The organism is Bacillus sp. AY18-3 (assembly GCF_008042305.1).
Classification (GTDB): Bacteria; Bacillota; Bacilli; order Bacillales; family Bacillaceae_G; genus Bacillus_A; species Bacillus_A wiedmannii.
Window position 1 is genome coordinate 115434 of sequence record NZ_QKQR01000017.1, and the last position, 15399, is coordinate 130832.

18 protein-coding genes are annotated in these 15399 nt (G+C 36.1%); 17 read left to right on the plus strand and 1 reads right to left on the minus strand.

Annotation, left to right across the window (positions count from 1 at the left end; all coding sequences use genetic code 11):
- Window positions 1-255 precede the first annotated feature (255 nt).
- From aroC to DM800_RS17390, 14 genes are all read left to right on the plus strand, one after another.
- Window positions 256-1428 carry a chorismate synthase gene (gene aroC, locus DM800_RS17325; RefSeq protein ID WP_147787257.1) on the plus strand — a complete coding sequence of 391 codons (1173 nt, stop codon included), beginning with the start codon at window positions 256-258 and terminating at the stop codon, window positions 1426-1428.
- A complete protein-coding gene (aroB, locus tag DM800_RS17330; protein WP_088062697.1) occupies window positions 1428-2513 on the plus strand; it encodes a 3-dehydroquinate synthase in 1086 nt (361 codons plus the stop codon). Before aroC ends, aroB begins: the two co-directional genes overlap by 1 nt.
- A gap of 120 nt (window positions 2514-2633) precedes the next feature.
- The gene (gene hisC / locus DM800_RS17335) at window positions 2634-3746 is read left to right on the plus strand and encodes a histidinol-phosphate transaminase (RefSeq protein WP_147787258.1); all 1113 of its coding nucleotides are present in this window, start codon (window positions 2634-2636) and stop codon (window positions 3744-3746) included.
- Between the two features lie 350 nt (window positions 3747-4096).
- Window positions 4097-5359 carry a tetratricopeptide repeat protein gene (locus DM800_RS17340; protein ID WP_001168667.1) on the plus strand — a complete coding sequence of 421 codons (1263 nt, stop codon included), beginning with the start codon at window positions 4097-4099 and terminating at the stop codon, window positions 5357-5359.
- Between the two features lie 73 nt (window positions 5360-5432).
- The gene (locus tag DM800_RS17345) at window positions 5433-5969 is read left to right on the plus strand and encodes a ReoY family proteolytic degradation factor (protein ID WP_001095922.1); all 537 of its coding nucleotides are present in this window, start codon (window positions 5433-5435) and stop codon (window positions 5967-5969) included.
- A gap of 154 nt (window positions 5970-6123) precedes the next feature.
- A complete protein-coding gene (locus DM800_RS17350; protein WP_048543535.1) occupies window positions 6124-6579 on the plus strand; it encodes a YpiF family protein in 456 nt (151 codons plus the stop codon).
- 143 nt (window positions 6580-6722) lie between these two features.
- Window positions 6723-7235 (plus strand): menaquinol-cytochrome c reductase iron-sulfur subunit, encoded by a 513-nt coding sequence (gene qcrA, locus DM800_RS17355; RefSeq protein WP_001290419.1) that lies wholly within the window; start codon window positions 6723-6725, stop codon window positions 7233-7235.
- Window positions 7236-7910 (plus strand): menaquinol-cytochrome c reductase cytochrome b subunit, encoded by a 675-nt coding sequence (gene qcrB / locus DM800_RS17360; protein ID WP_000932700.1) that lies wholly within the window; start codon window positions 7236-7238, stop codon window positions 7908-7910.
- Between the two features lie 43 nt (window positions 7911-7953).
- On the plus strand, window positions 7954-8721 hold the full coding sequence (qcrC, locus tag DM800_RS17365; protein ID WP_000554601.1) for a menaquinol-cytochrome c reductase cytochrome b/c subunit: 768 nt from the start codon (window positions 7954-7956) through the stop codon (window positions 8719-8721).
- 121 nt (window positions 8722-8842) lie between these two features.
- Entirely contained in the window at window positions 8843-9433 is a 591-nt protein-coding gene (gene lhaT / locus DM800_RS17370) for a lipoprotein heptaprenylglyceryl N-acetyltransferase LhaT (protein ID WP_097907594.1), read from the plus strand.
- Between the two features lie 17 nt (window positions 9434-9450).
- Window positions 9451-10137 carry a lipoprotein intramolecular transacylase Lit gene (gene lit / locus DM800_RS17375; RefSeq protein ID WP_147787259.1) on the plus strand — a complete coding sequence of 229 codons (687 nt, stop codon included), beginning with the start codon at window positions 9451-9453 and terminating at the stop codon, window positions 10135-10137.
- A gap of 107 nt (window positions 10138-10244) precedes the next feature.
- Window positions 10245-11033 carry a sporulation protein YpjB gene (gene ypjB / locus DM800_RS17380; protein WP_147787260.1) on the plus strand — a complete coding sequence of 263 codons (789 nt, stop codon included), beginning with the start codon at window positions 10245-10247 and terminating at the stop codon, window positions 11031-11033.
- A gap of 112 nt (window positions 11034-11145) precedes the next feature.
- Window positions 11146-11826 (plus strand): zinc metallopeptidase, encoded by a 681-nt coding sequence (locus DM800_RS17385; protein WP_002096760.1) that lies wholly within the window; start codon window positions 11146-11148, stop codon window positions 11824-11826.
- 109 nt (window positions 11827-11935) lie between these two features.
- Entirely contained in the window at window positions 11936-12577 is a 642-nt protein-coding gene (locus DM800_RS17390; RefSeq protein ID WP_147787261.1) for a uracil-DNA glycosylase, read from the plus strand.
- 28 nt (window positions 12578-12605) lie between these two features.
- On the opposite strand, the gene DM800_RS17395 is transcribed toward DM800_RS17390, so the two are convergent.
- Window positions 12606-13487 carry a YitT family protein gene (locus DM800_RS17395; RefSeq protein WP_000203306.1) on the minus strand — a complete coding sequence of 294 codons (882 nt, stop codon included), beginning with the start codon at window positions 13485-13487 and terminating at the stop codon, window positions 12606-12608.
- A gap of 354 nt (window positions 13488-13841) precedes the next feature.
- Between DM800_RS17395 and DM800_RS17405 the strand changes: the two genes are divergently transcribed.
- The 3 genes from DM800_RS17405 to mgsA are packed head-to-tail and all read left to right on the plus strand — an operon-like array spanning window position 13842 to window position 15393.
- Entirely contained in the window at window positions 13842-14183 is a 342-nt protein-coding gene (locus tag DM800_RS17405; protein ID WP_147787283.1) for a nucleotide pyrophosphohydrolase, read from the plus strand.
- The gene (gene dapB, locus DM800_RS17410; RefSeq protein ID WP_048543525.1) at window positions 14183-14983 is read left to right on the plus strand and encodes a dihydrodipicolinate reductase; all 801 of its coding nucleotides are present in this window, start codon (window positions 14183-14185) and stop codon (window positions 14981-14983) included. Before DM800_RS17405 ends, dapB begins: the two co-directional genes overlap by 1 nt.
- Window positions 14984-14997: 14 nt before the next feature.
- Window positions 14998-15393, plus strand: coding sequence for a methylglyoxal synthase (gene mgsA / locus DM800_RS17415; RefSeq protein WP_046955216.1), 396 nt, complete (start codon window positions 14998-15000; stop codon window positions 15391-15393).
- Window positions 15394-15399 lie beyond the last annotated feature (6 nt).

Here is a 15399-nt window from a genome sequence, read left to right on the forward strand (position 1 = left end):
TAAACGCTTTAATCACTGTGATAATAGTAGAAAGTGCAAGGAGAATAGGGGTATTCTTCTTGCACTTTTTTTGTTTCAATTAGTTACGAAGTTAGAGCTGTTATGATATATTGATATGTAAAGTAAAAGGCCTATCGGAGAATAAGCGAATGGCTGATCAAATATATAATTTCTTTCATATTTTTAGAGTAAGGAAAGATAATATCATTGCTTAATATAGCGGGATAAATACATATACGAAAAGAGGAATAACGTATGCGATATATTACAGCTGGTGAATCTCATGGTCCACAACTTACAACGATTATAGAAGGTGTTCCGGCAGGACTGCCTTTAGTAGCGGATGATATAAATGAAGAGTTAGCTAGAAGGCAAAAGGGGCATGGGCGTGGTAGACGCATGCAAATTGAAACAGATCAAGTGCAAATTGTAAGTGGTGTTAGACATGGAGAGACATTAGGTTCTCCAATTGCACTTGTTGTTGAAAATCGTGATTTTGCACATTGGACAAAAATTATGGGCGCAGAGCCTTTAACGGAACAAGAAGAAAAAGAAATGAAAAGGAAAGTAACAAAACCAAGACCTGGGCATGCTGATTTAAATGGTGCGATTAAATATGGTCATAGAGATATGAGAAATGTACTGGAGCGTTCTTCAGCACGCGAAACGACAGTGCGTGTTGCTGCTGGTGCGGTTGCTAAAAAAGTGTTAGCAGAACTTGGTATTACAGTGGCGGGCCATGTAATTGAAATTGGCGGTGTACAGGCTCAGGAATTTACCTATAGTTCAATTGAAGAATTAAAAAGTATTACAGAAGCATCACCAGTACGTTGCTTAGATGAAGCAGCAAGTAACCAAATGATGAAAGCAATTGATGATGCGAAAGCAAATGGTGATTCAATAGGTGGAATCGTTGAAGTGATTGTGGAAGGAATGCCAATTGGGGTCGGTAGCTATGTGCATTATGATCGAAAACTGGATGCAAAATTAGCTGCTGCAATTATGAGCATTAATGCTTTTAAAGGTGTCGAGATTGGAATTGGTTTTGAAGCAGCGCATAGACCGGGAAGTGAAGTTCATGATGAAATTCTGTGGAATGAGGAACATGGATATACACGAAGAACAAATAATGCAGGTGGATTAGAAGGCGGTATGACGACTGGAATGCCAATTGTTGTGCGCGGTGTGATGAAACCGATCCCTACACTATATAAACCTCTTCAAAGTATAGATATTGATACGAAAGAGCCTTTTACAGCAAGTATTGAACGTTCAGATAGTTGTGCTGTGCCAGCAGCTAGTGTCGTTGCAGAAGCGGTTGTGGCTTGGGAATTAGCGACAGCTTTAATAGAACAATTCGGATTAGATCGTATGGACCTTATTCGTGAAAATACTGAGAAACATAATGAATATGCGAGGGGATTTTAATGGGAAACATACATATTCAAACGAAATCAAAAGAATATGATGTACATGTAGGAAAACAATCGTTGTCAAAGTTGACAACGATTGTTCAAAACATGCAGCCATCTGTGTCAAACATCATGATCATTTCAGATGAAGCTGTTGCGTCTTTACATTTACAGACAGTTGTAGACGCGTTGCAAATAAAGCAAAAAGTATTTTCATTTGTCGTACCGAGTGGCGAAAAAGAGAAGTCTTTTGAAAATTTCTATGCGGCTCATACGTCAGCTCTTGAAAATAAATTAGATAGAAATTCTTTAATTATTGCACTTGGAGGCGGGATGATTGGAGATTTAGCTGGTTTTGTTGCTGCATCGTTTATGCGTGGAATTCGCTTCGTTCAAGTTCCAACGACTTTATTAGCTCACGATAGCGCAGTGGGTGGGAAAGTAGCGATCAATCATCCGTTAGGTAAAAATATGATCGGTGCATTCCATCAACCGGAAGTAGTTGTATATCATACGCCGTTTTTACAGTCACTTCCTGAAAAAGAGTGGCGTTCAGGTTATGCAGAAGTGATAAAACATGCTCTTATTGGTGATGTAAAGCTGTATCATTGGTTAAAAGAAGAAGTGCAAACATTAGCGGATCTTCGTGATGAGAAGTTAATCCATATATTAACGAAGGCAATTCCTGTAAAGGCAAACATTGTATCGCAAGATGAAACAGAAAAAGGTGTACGTGCTCATTTGAACTTTGGACATACGTTAGGCCATGCTCTTGAAAAAGAACTAGGATATGGAAATATTACTCACGGTGACGGAGTAGCGGTTGGAATGTTATTTGCCTTGTTTTTAAGTGAGCAAGTGTACAAGGTTAATCTTTCTTATGAAGAGATGAAGCAGTGGTTCTTAAAGTACGGATATCCAAAAATGCCAAGTGATTTGAGTGTAGAGCGTCTCGTTCAATTGATGAAACAAGATAAGAAAGCGAACGCTGGAGCAATTCATATGGTGTTAATGCAGGAATATGGGGTAGTGAATGTCGTATCTATTCCAGATGAGACTGTTCATATTGCGTTAGAGGCATTTCAAAAGGATATGGTTTAAGAGCTAAGAAGTGCTTGTTTAAAGGTATCCTCGTAATAGTGACGGTTAAGATAAACGATTACAGTGAGAAATTACAACCTTATTGTAATTGAATTGAATAAAACGACTGGGGGAAGAAAAATGAGAGTGAAAGAGCAATTGTTAACTTTGAGAGCATATGTACCTGGGAAAAATATTGAAGAAGTAAAAAGGGAATATGGATTATCAAAAATTGTGAAATTAGCATCGAACGAAAATCCATTCGGTTGCTCAGCACGCGTAACAGAAGCATTAACTTCTTTAGCGAGTCAATACGCTCTTTATCCAGATGGATATGCATTTGAACTTCGGACAAAAGTAGCAGAGCAGTTAGGTGTCAAAGCAGAACAACTGTTATTTGGTAGTGGATTAGATGAAGTCATTCAAATGATTAGTCGTGCATTACTACATGAAGGAACAAATGTTGTAATGGCGAATCCAACATTCTCGCAATACCATCACCATGCTGTTATTGAAGGAGCAGAAGTTCGTGAAGTACCACTTAAAGATGGCATTCACGATTTAGATGCGATGTTACAGCAAGTAGATGATAAAACGAAGATTGTATGGATTTGTAACCCGAATAATCCGACAGGTACATATGTAGAGAAACAAAATTTACTTTCATTTTTAGAATCAGTTCCTAAGTCAGCGCTCGTTATTATGGACGAAGCATATTATGAATATGCTGGGGCAGAAGACTATCCGCAAACATTACCATTTCTTGAACAGTATGAAAATCTTATGGTTTTACGCACGTTTTCAAAAGCATATGGTTTAGCTGCTTTCCGTATCGGATATGCGGTTGGTAATGCGAATTTAATCGGGCAGCTAGAAGTAGCAAGGTTACCATTTAATACATCGACTGTAGCGCAGGCTGTAGCACTCGCTGCATTAGAAGATCAAGTATTTTTACAAGAATGTGTGAAAAAGAATGAAGAAGGATTAAATCAATATTACGCATTTTGTAAGGAATATAACGTATTCTATTATCCATCTCAAACAAATTTCATTTTCTTAAAACTCGGTATTCCTGGTAATGAGGCTTTCGAACGATTAATGAAGAAAGGATATATTGTTCGTTCTGGTGCTGCATTTGGTATACATGATGGTATTCGTATTACTGTCGGTTTGAAAGAAGAAAATGATGAAATTATAGAATTATTGAAAGAGCTTGTAAACGAGCAAGTAAAGAAAGAAGAAACATACTCTTAAGAGTTTGTGAAGGCTCCTAATATAGGAGTCTTTTTTATTTAAATGAAGGCCTGTAAAGCTTGATCCGTGCGTGTTAATAATTAATAAGGGAAGTTATTTGCACGGTAATGAAAGAAAACGGTACAATAGAAAGTAGTAATGCGGTATCGGTGTCATGTTTGAATCGTTGTCAGTGAAAGTACAAGATGAAGTATGCTCATTCTAAAGGTTGCGTTCGTACACCTAGTTGCTTATGATAAAGTGAAACTTTAATCAGTGAGGGGATGCTCATCCCCTCACTGATTATTAGCCCGCACCAATCGGGGTAAATGAACAGAAAATAATATTTGTTAGAATTAAAGGAGACGTTTATGCAAAAGTTTGAACAAGCTGTTTCATATATTGAAAATGGTGAAGCGGAAAAAGGATTACAATTATTAAAAGAACAATTAAAAATTGCGAATGATGAAGAGAAGTATGATATCGCTCGCTATTATCATACACTTGGATTTACGGATGAAGCGTTAGCTATTACAGAAGACTTGCGTTTATTGTATCCGGAAGAAAGTGAATTCACTGTATTTTTAGCAGAATTATATATTGATCTAGACAAAGAAGATGAAGCGATTGAAGTGCTTCATGATATTCCAGAAAATGATGACTTATATGTTCAATCGTTATTACTTGTTGCAGATTTATTCCAAATGCAAGGTTTCGATGATGTAGCAGAACAAAAACTATTAAAGGCGAAAGAAATGATGCCTGACGAACCTGTTATTACGTTTGGATTAGCAGAGTTATATAGTAGTAAAGGTGAAGAACAAAAGGCAATCACTCATTATGAGTCGCTATTAGCAGAACATAAAGTCATGGGTGGTGTTGTCATTGCACTTCGCCTCGCAGAAACGTTAAGTGCGATTGGAAATTGGGAAGAAGCGATCTCTTACTATGAAGCAGGTTTAGAGGAACAAAAAGATATCCACTCATTATTTGGATATGCCTTCACATTATACCAAGGTGAAGAATATCAAAGAGCAATTGGTGCTTGGCAAGAACTAAAAGAATTAGATCCGGAGTATGCATCGCTGTACATGTATTTGGCGAAAAGCTATGAAAAAGAAGGAATGCTTCAAGAAAGCTATGAAACACTTCAAGAAGGAATTAAAGTAGATGAGCTTTCTGTACCATTTTATGTAGAATTAGCGAACATTGCGGCGAAATTAGGAAAAATAGCGGAAGCAGAGGAAGTGCTTCAAAAAGCGCTTGAGTTAGATCCAGGACATTTAGGTGCGATATTAAAATATGCGTATATCTTAAAAGAACAAGAAAAATATGAAGAGTTAATTGCAGTTGTAGAGCGTGCGATTGATAGCGGAGAACCAGATACACAACTACTTTGGGATCTTGCGTTTGCAAAAAAACAATTAGAAATGTATTCGGATGCATTAAAACACTATGAAAGTGCATATACTTCTTTTAAGAATCATCCAGACTTCTTGGAAGAGTACGGTTATTTCTTATTGGAAGAAGGTATGCGAAAAGAGGCGAAAGAAGTATTTACTCAGTTAATACAACTAGACCCGACACAAATTCATATTGAAGAATTGTTATATAATTTAGAGGATTTTTCATAAGTTGGAAGGAAACTGAATACCGCTTCTTGAATCTAAAAAGAAAAGAGAAAGACAGAGGAGGGACTTAATTGCTATGAATACCCCTGTTTCTGTAAACGAGAAGAAGGATTTTGTAAAATGGTTTTTGAATAATTACCAACTGAAACAGCGTGAATGTGTATGGATTTTGAATTATTTAATGAGTCATGACCAATTGATGCATAAAGTCCACTTCGTAGAGCATGCAAAATATTGTCCGCGTGGTTTAGTGATGTCCGCGAATTGTGTGAAAGACACACCATTTCACTTTTTTAAACAAAATGTTATGACAACAGATGCTGAAAAATCGTTTCATGATATTCGTTTAAATCGAGATGAAGATATTTATATTCAACTCAATTTTAAATCATCGTTTCAAAATGCCAATTATGTAGCTGTATTAGAAGAAAACCCGTATTTACCAAAGCATATTGAAGTAAATGAAAAAGATCGTTTACTTGCAGAAAGATTTTTAGAAGAAAGTGTATTTTCTTTTAGAAGAGAACGTCTTTTGAAACAAATTGATGAAGCGCTGGATAAGCAAGATAAGGAAGCGTTTCATAAGTTAACAGCTGAGTTAAAGATGTTATAGAATTCATTTGGATTCATAAAATTTTACAAATTTCAGACTTTTTAAGAAAAACTACCTTAATATAGGTAGTTTTTCTTTTTTTACCTCTTTTAGTATGGTTTAATATATATAAAGTGAAAGTTCTGTCATTTGAAAATGAAGGGAGGGAAGAAATTTGAAATGGAGTGTAAAAGATGTGGAGCAGTTTGAGCAAGCAAGAGATTATGTAGATACTGGTGTTATACCACTTTTATCAATTTCGGCAGCAAAAGAAATGAAAATGGTAGTAGAACAAGGTGAATTTATCGAATTGTTGAGTATGGAGTTGGAAAGAGAATATAAAGGAAGAGTACTTTTACTACCTGCATTTACGTATTTAGTAGAAAGTCAAAAAAATGAAAAAGGTCGTTTGCAAGAATGGACAAATCATTTGCAAAAGCAAGGTTTTAAGCATATTGCTTATGTTACAAGTGATTTTTCATGGAAAGAAGATATGCAAGAGTTACAAGGAGATTTATTTTGGTTTCCTTCATTAGCGTTAGAACAATTTAGTGATCAAGCGAAAAGAGAAGTTATTCATGCACATATAAAAAATATAATGGTGATGTTAGAAGAAAAATGGGGAAAGTAGTAATAAACAGAAAGTTCTTATTATTATGAGTAGTATGATATTGACCTGTACCTAAGCGTATTATATCATGATAGTGTCCTAGTTTTTATTTTTTATATAATTTATCACGAGGGGACAATTTCTGATAGAGGGGGGAAATTTTCGTGAGCGAGAAAGAACATCGTGTATCAAGAAGACAGTTTTTAAATTACACCCTTACAGGGGTAGGAGGCTTTATGGCAGCGGGTATTTTAATGCCGATGACGCGATTTGCGCTTGATCCGGTGTTAAGAAAAGAAGCGGGAACGGATATGGTTGCTGTTGCACAAGTAAAGGATATTACAACAGAGCCGAAACGTTTCGACTTTAAGGTGAAGCAGGTTGATGGTTGGTACAAGTCCGAAGAGCCAAAATCAGCTTGGGTTCATAAAGATGAAAGCGGAGACATTGTTGCGTTCTCTCCAGTATGTAAACATTTAGGATGTACAGTTAACTGGAATTCGGACAAAGCACATCCGAATCAATTCTTTTGTCCATGTCACGGGGGCCGTTACACAAAAGACGGGATGAACATTAAAGGCACGCCGCCCCTTGCTCCGCTTGATGTATACGAGTCCAAAGTAAAAGATGGAACGCTGTATTTAGGCAAAGCGAAGCCAAAAGGGGGTGCAAAGTAGATGCTAAATAAAATTTATGATTGGGTAGATGAAAGGTTAGATATTACACCAATATGGCGTGATATCGCTGATCATGAAGTACCTGAACATGTAAACCCGGCACATCACTTTTCTGCATTCGTTTATTGCTTTGGAGGACTTACCTTTTTCGTTACTGTAATTCAAATTTTATCAGGAATGTTTTTGACGATGTATTATGTGCCTGATATTAAAAATGCTTGGGAATCGGTTTATTATTTACAAAATGAAGTTGCATATGGGCAAATTGTTCGTGGTATGCACCACTGGGGCGCTAGTCTCGTCATTGTAATGATGTTTTTACATACACTTAGAGTTTTCTTCCAGGGTGCGTATAAAAAGCCTCGTGAGTTAAACTGGATTGTTGGTGTTCTTATTTTCTTTGTTATGTTAGGTCTTGGTTTTACCGGATATTTATTACCGTGGGATATGAAAGCATTATTTGCTACGAAAGTAGGGATTCAAATTGCAGAGCAAACGCCGCTCATTGGTCCTTATATTAAAACATTACTCGCTGGTCATTCCGAAATTGTTGGCGCTCAAACATTAACTCGCTTCTTTGCTATTCACGTCTTCTTCTTACCAGCAGCACTTCTAGGTTTAATGGCCTTCCACTTCATCATGATTCGCAAACAAGGTATTTCCGGTCCGCTATAAGAGATTGCTAAATTAAAGGGGAAAGAACTAAAGGAGGGAGATTATGCATCGAGGCAAAGGGATGAAGTTTGTAGGAGATTCTCGGGTACCAGTAGCTCGGAAACCAAATATTCCAAAAGACTATTCTGAATACCCAGGAAAAACAGAAGCGTTTTGGCCGAACTTCTTGTTAAAAGAATGGATGGTTGGTGCAGTTTTTTTAATCGGTTATTTATGTTTAACAGTGGCGCATCCGTCACCACTTGAGAGAATGGCGGATCCAACTGATGCCGGATATATACCACTTCCAGATTGGTATTTCTTATTCTTGTATCAGTTATTAAAGTATTCTTATGCTTCTGGTTCATTTACTGTAATTGGAGCGTTTATTATGCCAGGGATTGCGTTTGGCGCATTATTGTTAGCTCCATTTCTTGATCGAGGCCCAGAAAGACGCCCATTGAAGCGTCCTGTAGCAACTGGATTTATGCTTTTAGCAATTGCATCGATTATCTTTTTAACTTGGGAATCTGTAGCACACCACGACTGGGAAGCTGCAAAAAAACAAGGAGCAATTGTAAAAACAGCACCAGTTGATAAAAATGATGACGGCTATAAATTAATGCAAAAAAATACTTGTTTAACATGTCACGGTGACAATTTACAAGGCGGGGCAGCAGCACCGGCACTGCAAAATTTAACTTTAAAGCCAGAAGAAATTGCTAAAATTGCGAAAGATGGAAAAGGTTCAATGCCTAAAGGAGTATTTAAAGGTACAGATGAGGAACTGAAGAAACTTTCGGAATTCGTTGCAAAGTATAATAAAAAATAATAAAAAGCTGACTACAAAAATTTGTAGTCAGCTTTTTATTTTGATGAAAGAAAGTTTACTATATAATAGAGTAGAGTTTGAGGAAAGAATGACTTTGTTTGAAAGGTGTTGGACATACAGCTTGGTTTATTTGTATGCAATGTTAAGACAACGCTCTATATTATTATTTTTATTAGTTGTTAACATATTAGGTACAATATACGGATTTATATGGTATGGAAATCAATTAAAAGAAACCTCACCTATATTTTGGCCGTTTGTACCCGATAGCCCGATGGCGAGTCTCTTTTTTGTCTTTGTTTTAATTGCTTTTTTAAGAAAGAGAAATTGGGGATTAATAGAGGCGCTAGCGATTGTTACTTTAATGAAATATGGTATATGGGCTGTTGTTGTAAATGCAATTATGATCTATGTAAAAGGTCCTATTGGTCTTATGGGGTATATGTTAATGCTTTCGCATTTTGCGATGGCAGTACAAGCAGTGCTATATGCGCCGTTTTACCGTATAAAAAAATGGCATTTTGCGGTAGCGGCTATATGGACATTACATAATGATGCAATTGATTATTTATTTTGGCAAATGCCGAGATATGGAATTATGCATTTGTTTGTAGGAGAAATTGGTTATTTTACGTTCTGGCTAAGTATCGCAGTGCTTTGTGTTACATATTATTATTGCTTACGTGAGAACCGAAAACAGTTTTCTTTATGAACATTTAGGGGGAGAAAATGAAGAAGAATAAGAGTCGTACAAAAATATTGGATCGATTGATTACGATAGTTGTTTCATATAGCATAGCATTTTCTATATTTGCACTCGCAACAACGGTGGTGGTGTACGGAAAATGGCTATATTATTTTGAAATTGATTTTTTAAACATTCCAGACTTAGCGGATATGACGAAGGATGATATTAAAAGAAATTATGATGTGCTTATCACATATTTATCTCCGTTTTATGACGGAGCATTACAGTTTCCAACATTAGATATGTCCACAAATGGCCGTATTCATTTTGTAGATGTTAAAAATATTTTAGTGAAAATTCAATATGTGATGTATGCGACAATTATGATTGCAATAATAGGCGGCATTTATTTATTAAAAAAGAAAAATGAAAAGTTTTTACTACACGGATCAATTTTAACAATTATCTTTCCGATAGCGCTTATGTTACCAATCGCTATTAATTTTGAAAAGAGTTTTGTGTTGTTCCATAAGCTTTTATTTAGTAATGATTATTGGATGTTTGATATTGAAACAGATCCGATTATATTAATGTTACCAGAAGAATTCTTTATGCATGCGGCGTGTGCTATTTTATTATTTATTTTATGCGGCAGCATACTTTGTTACAGCTTGTATAGATATTTCGTAAAAAAGAAAAGGATTTCAAAGGAAAAATTCTCTGTTTAAAGAGAATTTTTTTGTTTGTAAAACGATAATATATTTTTCGGTCCAGTACTGTTCTATTCTTGTCCAAATTAACATATTTTGTACTAGTAGTTATAGGGGGGACCGTGATGAAGAGAACATTAATTGGATTAATAGCATTTCTAATTATAATGTTTCCGTTACGTATATATGCTGAAGAGTGGAGTGAACTAACAGGGTTGTTAGACGACTCATTACAATTAGTGAAGCGTAATGAAGATGAAAAAGCAGTACAAGTATTACAACATTTCTCCGAGCAGTTTGTTATAAAGGGGAATGAAAAGAAGCAAGAAGTAACGCCAGACCAGGTTAGAGTTATTTCTTTAGCTTACGACAAGGCGAAACAATCTCTCTCGGAAACAGATTTAGGTAAACAAGTTAAAATTGATAATGTGTTAGCCCTGCAGCTCGCTGTTGATGCGCAAGTGTCGAAATATCAACCGCTTTGGATGGAAAGAGAAAGAAAAGTAATGGGTGCCTTTTCTCAAATGGAAAAAGCGATGAAAAAAGAAGATACGGGACAGTTTCAACAAACGTTAAACACATTTTTACATGAATTTAATATTATTTATCCAAGCTTAATGATCGCCCTGCCAGAAAATGAAGTGCAGCTTGTAAATGCCCATTTATCTTATTTGGATGAGTTTCGTAACGTTATGTTAAATACGAAAGGGGGGCAAATGCAAGTAGGAATCATTAAGGGGGATTTGCAAAAAATATTTCACACAGTAAAAAAAGATGAAATTGCACCCTCTCTCATTTGGTTTATGACAATTACTGGAGGTCTTATTTTATTCACATTAACTTATGTTGGATGGAGAAAGTATAAAGGAGAGAGAGAAAAAAGAAAAAGTAATGTACACTCTAAGAATAGATAATGCAATAAATAAAGATACGGATTGTAAGGTTTATTCATTGACAATGATGTCAGAAGAAAATAGAATGAGAAGTACTATAATTAAAACTTCAATGGAGGTTCAGAGGTTCATGATGTTTTATTTAATTTACTTCGCGATTATAATGATCATACCGTTGTATGCACAGTCAAAAGTACGTAGTGCCTATAGCAAGTATTCACAAGTTTATTCAACTTCAGGTATGACAGGAGCGGAAGTGGCTCGAAAAATTTTAGATGAGAACGGATTATACAACGTAGCTGTAGAAGAAACACCAGGTCATTTATCAGACCATTATGATCCAACTGCCAAAACAGTTCGATTATCAACAGATAACTATTACGGTCATTCAGTTGCTGGTACAGCAGTTGCAGCACACGAAGTAGGACACGCAATTCAAGACGCAAAAGATTATAACTTTATGCGTATTCGTCATTCGTTAGTGCCAGTTGCAAACTTTGGATCGAATATTTCTTGGGTATTTATTATGATTGGTGCCTTTGCATCTATGTCTAACTTGTTGTTATTAGGTATCATTTTAATGGCAGCAGGTGTTGTGTTCCAACTTGTGACATTACCTGTTGAGTTTGATGCATCAAAGCGTGCAATGCAACAAATTGAAGCGTTAGGTATCGTATCAACAGATGAATATGGCCAAGCTCGTAAAGTATTAAATGCGGCAGCATTAACATATGTAGCGGCTGCAGCTGTAGCAGTATTTGAATTATTACGTCTCGTATTAATGTATACTGGTATGCAGCGTAGCGACGACTAAAGACTATCAATTTTGATAGTCTTTTTTGTTTTGTGGATTGAATTATATAATGTATTGCAAATAGAAATAATAGAAGGAATAGAAGTAATGCGGAAAGGCGGTGGGGGAAGTGAAATATCCAAGTCGTTTAGTAAAACAAGTGAAAGAACAAAGCGCTTCTTATCAGTTAGAAGGCTTTTTAAGTGGACAAGGTCCTGAAAATCCAAAATTTATGCTGTTAGGAGAAGCGCCTGGTGAAACAGAAATTCATAATGGGATTCCGTTTAGCGGGAGAGCGGGAAAACAATTAATGGGTTTTTTAGAACGGATTCATGTTACAAGGGAAGAAGTATATATTACGAGCGCTGTACGAAGCAGACCGTATAAGTGGCGAGAGAAAAAAGAACGAAATGGTGAGATCGTACAGAAAAAGTATAATAGAACGCCAAATCAAGGGGAAATACTTGCCCATGCCCCTTTGTTAGATTATGAATTAGAGAAAATAAACCCGAAGCTTATCGTCACCCTTGGAAATATCGGTCTTCAACGTTTAACAGGAAAAAATAAAAAAATCACAGATGTACACGGACAATTATTAAAACAGCCTATTCAAAAATTAAAGAATATGCAAAGTGCAGCGTTTACATGGTCAGAGGAAGAATATCATATTTTCCCGACCTTTCATCCTGCTTCCATTTTCTATAATCGGGGTTTATTGGAGCTTATTTATGAGGATCTAGATAAACTTAAAAAATATGTAATAAAAAACTAGAAAAGCTAGAGAGCTTTTCTAGTTGCGTTTATTTATGTAACGGATTTTTATTTTCATCTAACGTAAAACCTTCACCAACTACATCATGTACATCACTTACAGCAACAAAGGCATGAGGATCTACAGAAGTAATAATATTTTTTAATTTCACGATTTCATTTTTAGCAACAACGCAATATAATACGTTCCGTTCCACTTTGGTATACGATCCAACAGCTTTTAAAAAAGTAGCTCCGCGTTCCATATCAGATAAAATTTTGGCAGCAATTTCATCGTTTTTATCTGAGATAATCGTTGCTCCTTTTGCCGCATAGGCTCCTTCTTGCATAAAATCAATGACTTTCGCCCCAATAAAAACAGCAACTAACGTATACATGCCCTCGCGGTATGATAAATAGGTAAGAATAGAGACGATAATGACGATAGCATCAAACATAAACATCGTTTTCCCCATACTCCAGCCAACATATTTATGAGCGAGTCTTGCGATAATATCTACACCGCCAGTAGTCCCGCCATATTTAAATATTATGCCAAGACCGACACCGATAAATGCCCCGGCGAATAAAGCCGCGAGTGTCATATCATTTTGTAAGTTTAAATGTAAGTTAAGAACTTCGTAACGTTGAAAAATCCATAGAAATAAAGATACGCTGAAGGTGCCGATTAGTGTATAGATAAATGTCGTTCTTCCAAGTAACTTCCAACCAATAAAAAATATAGGGATATTTAAAATTAAGTTTGAATAAGAAGGATCAAACTTAAATAGAAAATACAATAATAGTGTAATACCGGTAAATCCACCTTCTGCAAGGTGATTTTCAATATTGATATTCACAATACCGAAAGAAAAAATAGCGGAACCGATTAAAATGAAAATGATATTTCGAATCTTCAAATTTGATGTCATATAGAAATCCTCCTAATTATGTAAATTGCATTGCTCCGCTGATACGGTAAAACATAATGATAAGTAATTTCTAGTTGTTAGTAAAAATAGAGAAGGCTGTAAAAAAAACGCAAAAGAAGTTTCCATTTACCTCGTTCCAACGGCTGGTAGGAGATAAAGCTCTGAAGAAGGACAAACCAGCCGTAGGAACCCGATTGGTTCTGGCTGATCTTTTGCAAAAAACGCAAAAGAAAGTTTCACTTTATTATAGTCTATCCAAAAAAGGGTCGCAAATAGGTGTTTGGCGGGGAATAATATTTGTCAAATCGCGATGAATTGGCTAACATGAAAGAGGAAGGATTAGAGGTGAATTGTATGGAAGCAAAAACGATGAAGGATATGCAGAAAGAAGTAGATGCATATATTGGTCAGTTTAAAGAAGGTTATTTCAGTCCACTTGCAATGATGGCTCGTTTAACGGAAGAAATGGGGGAGCTTGCAAGAGAGATAAATCATTATTATGGTGAGAAACCGAAGAAAACAACTGAAAAAGAACGTAGTCTGGAAGAAGAGCTTGGAGATGTATTATTTGTTATGATTTGTATGGCAAATAGTTTAAATATTGATTTAGAAACGGCACATAACATTGTAATGAATAAATTTAATACACGTGATAAAGATCGCTGGACACGTATTGATGAGGGAGAGAAAGAATAATGAAAGAAATTAAAGTAATTATCGCTGGACCAAGAGGACGTATGGGACATGAAGCAGTCCTTCTTATGGAAAGAACGGAACATTTTAATTTGGTAGCAGCAGTGGATTATAAGCATGGTGGAGAGAAAATTTCTGATTTACCGGGCATGCCAGCGTTACAAGCGCCAATTTACGCAGATTTACATACTTGTTTAGAGGAAGTAGAAGCAGATGTGTTGTTAGATTTAACAACGCCAGAAGTTGGGAAACAACACGTTACACTAGCAGTTGAGCGTGGACTTCGTTCTGTTATTGGTACAACTGGATTTACAGAAGAAGAACTAAAGCAATTAAGAGAGAATGCGAAAGAAAAAGCAGTAGGAACAATTATCGCTCCAAACTTTGCAATTGGTGCAGTTCTTATGATGAAATTCTCACAAATGGCAGCGAAGTATTTCCAAGATGTTGAAGTAATTGAATTGCATCATGATCAAAAGTTAGATGCACCATCTGGTACAGCAGTAAAAACAGTAGAATTAATTCGTCAAAATCGTGAATCAAAGCAGCAAGGTCATCCGAATGAAGTAGAACAACTAGAAGGTGCTCGTGGTGCAAATGTAGACGGCATTCACATTCATAGTGTACGTTTACCAGGACTTATTGCACACCAAGAAGTAATGTTTGGTGGAGATGGACAAATGTTAACGGTTCGTCATGATTCATTCAATCGTGCATCATTTATGTCGGGTGTAAAACTATCAATTGATACAGTAATGAATCTAGATCATCTTGTGTACGGTTTAGAAAATATTATCGACTAAAGGGGAGACAACGGATGAAAATTGCCTTAATCGCACATGACAAAAAGAAAGATGACATGGTTTCGTTTGCATACGCATATAAACCAATTTTTGAACAACATGAATTATTTGCAACAGGGACGACAGGACTTCGTATTATGGAGGCAACTGGTTTAGTTGTAACAAGATTTCAGTCGGGTCCTCTTGGTGGCGATCAAGAAATTGGTGCCATGATTGCAAAAAACGATATGGATATGGTGATTTTTTTCCGAGATCCACTAACTGCTCAGCCGCATGAACCAGATGTAAATGCATTGCTTCGTTTATGTGATGTATATGCGATTCCACTTGCAACGAATATGGCAAGTGCTGAAATGTTAATGCACGCATTAGAGCGAGGAGATTTAGATTACCGCAAGTTTAGAAAATGAGGGGAA

Excerpts from the sequence above, each read along its gene's own strand:
- aroC (WP_147787257.1), top strand. The coding sequence starts at position 256 with ATGCGATATATTACAGCTGGTGAATCTCATGGTCCACAACTTACAACG.
- qcrB (WP_000932700.1), top strand. The coding sequence starts at position 7,236 with ATGCTAAATAAAATTTATGATTGGGTAGATGAAAGGTTAGATATTACA.
- aroB (WP_088062697.1), top strand. The coding sequence starts at position 1,428 with ATGGGAAACATACATATTCAAACGAAATCAAAAGAATATGATGTACAT.
- DM800_RS17405 (WP_147787283.1), top strand. The coding sequence starts at position 13,842 with ATGGAAGCAAAAACGATGAAGGATATGCAGAAAGAAGTAGATGCATAT.
- ypjB (WP_147787260.1), top strand. The coding sequence starts at position 10,245 with ATGAAGAGAACATTAATTGGATTAATAGCATTTCTAATTATAATGTTT.
- DM800_RS17345 (WP_001095922.1), top strand. The coding sequence starts at position 5,433 with ATGAATACCCCTGTTTCTGTAAACGAGAAGAAGGATTTTGTAAAATGG.
- DM800_RS17385 (WP_002096760.1), top strand. The coding sequence starts at position 11,146 with ATGTTTTATTTAATTTACTTCGCGATTATAATGATCATACCGTTGTAT.
- lit (WP_147787259.1), top strand. The coding sequence starts at position 9,451 with ATGAAGAAGAATAAGAGTCGTACAAAAATATTGGATCGATTGATTACG.
- hisC (WP_147787258.1), top strand. The coding sequence starts at position 2,634 with ATGAGAGTGAAAGAGCAATTGTTAACTTTGAGAGCATATGTACCTGGG.
- dapB (WP_048543525.1), top strand. The coding sequence starts at position 14,183 with ATGAAAGAAATTAAAGTAATTATCGCTGGACCAAGAGGACGTATGGGA.
- qcrC (WP_000554601.1), top strand. The coding sequence starts at position 7,954 with ATGCATCGAGGCAAAGGGATGAAGTTTGTAGGAGATTCTCGGGTACCA.
- DM800_RS17395 (WP_000203306.1), bottom strand. The coding sequence starts at position 13,487 with ATGACATCAAATTTGAAGATTCGAAATATCATTTTCATTTTAATCGGT.
- DM800_RS17340 (WP_001168667.1), top strand. The coding sequence starts at position 4,097 with ATGCAAAAGTTTGAACAAGCTGTTTCATATATTGAAAATGGTGAAGCG.
- mgsA (WP_046955216.1), top strand. The coding sequence starts at position 14,998 with ATGAAAATTGCCTTAATCGCACATGACAAAAAGAAAGATGACATGGTT.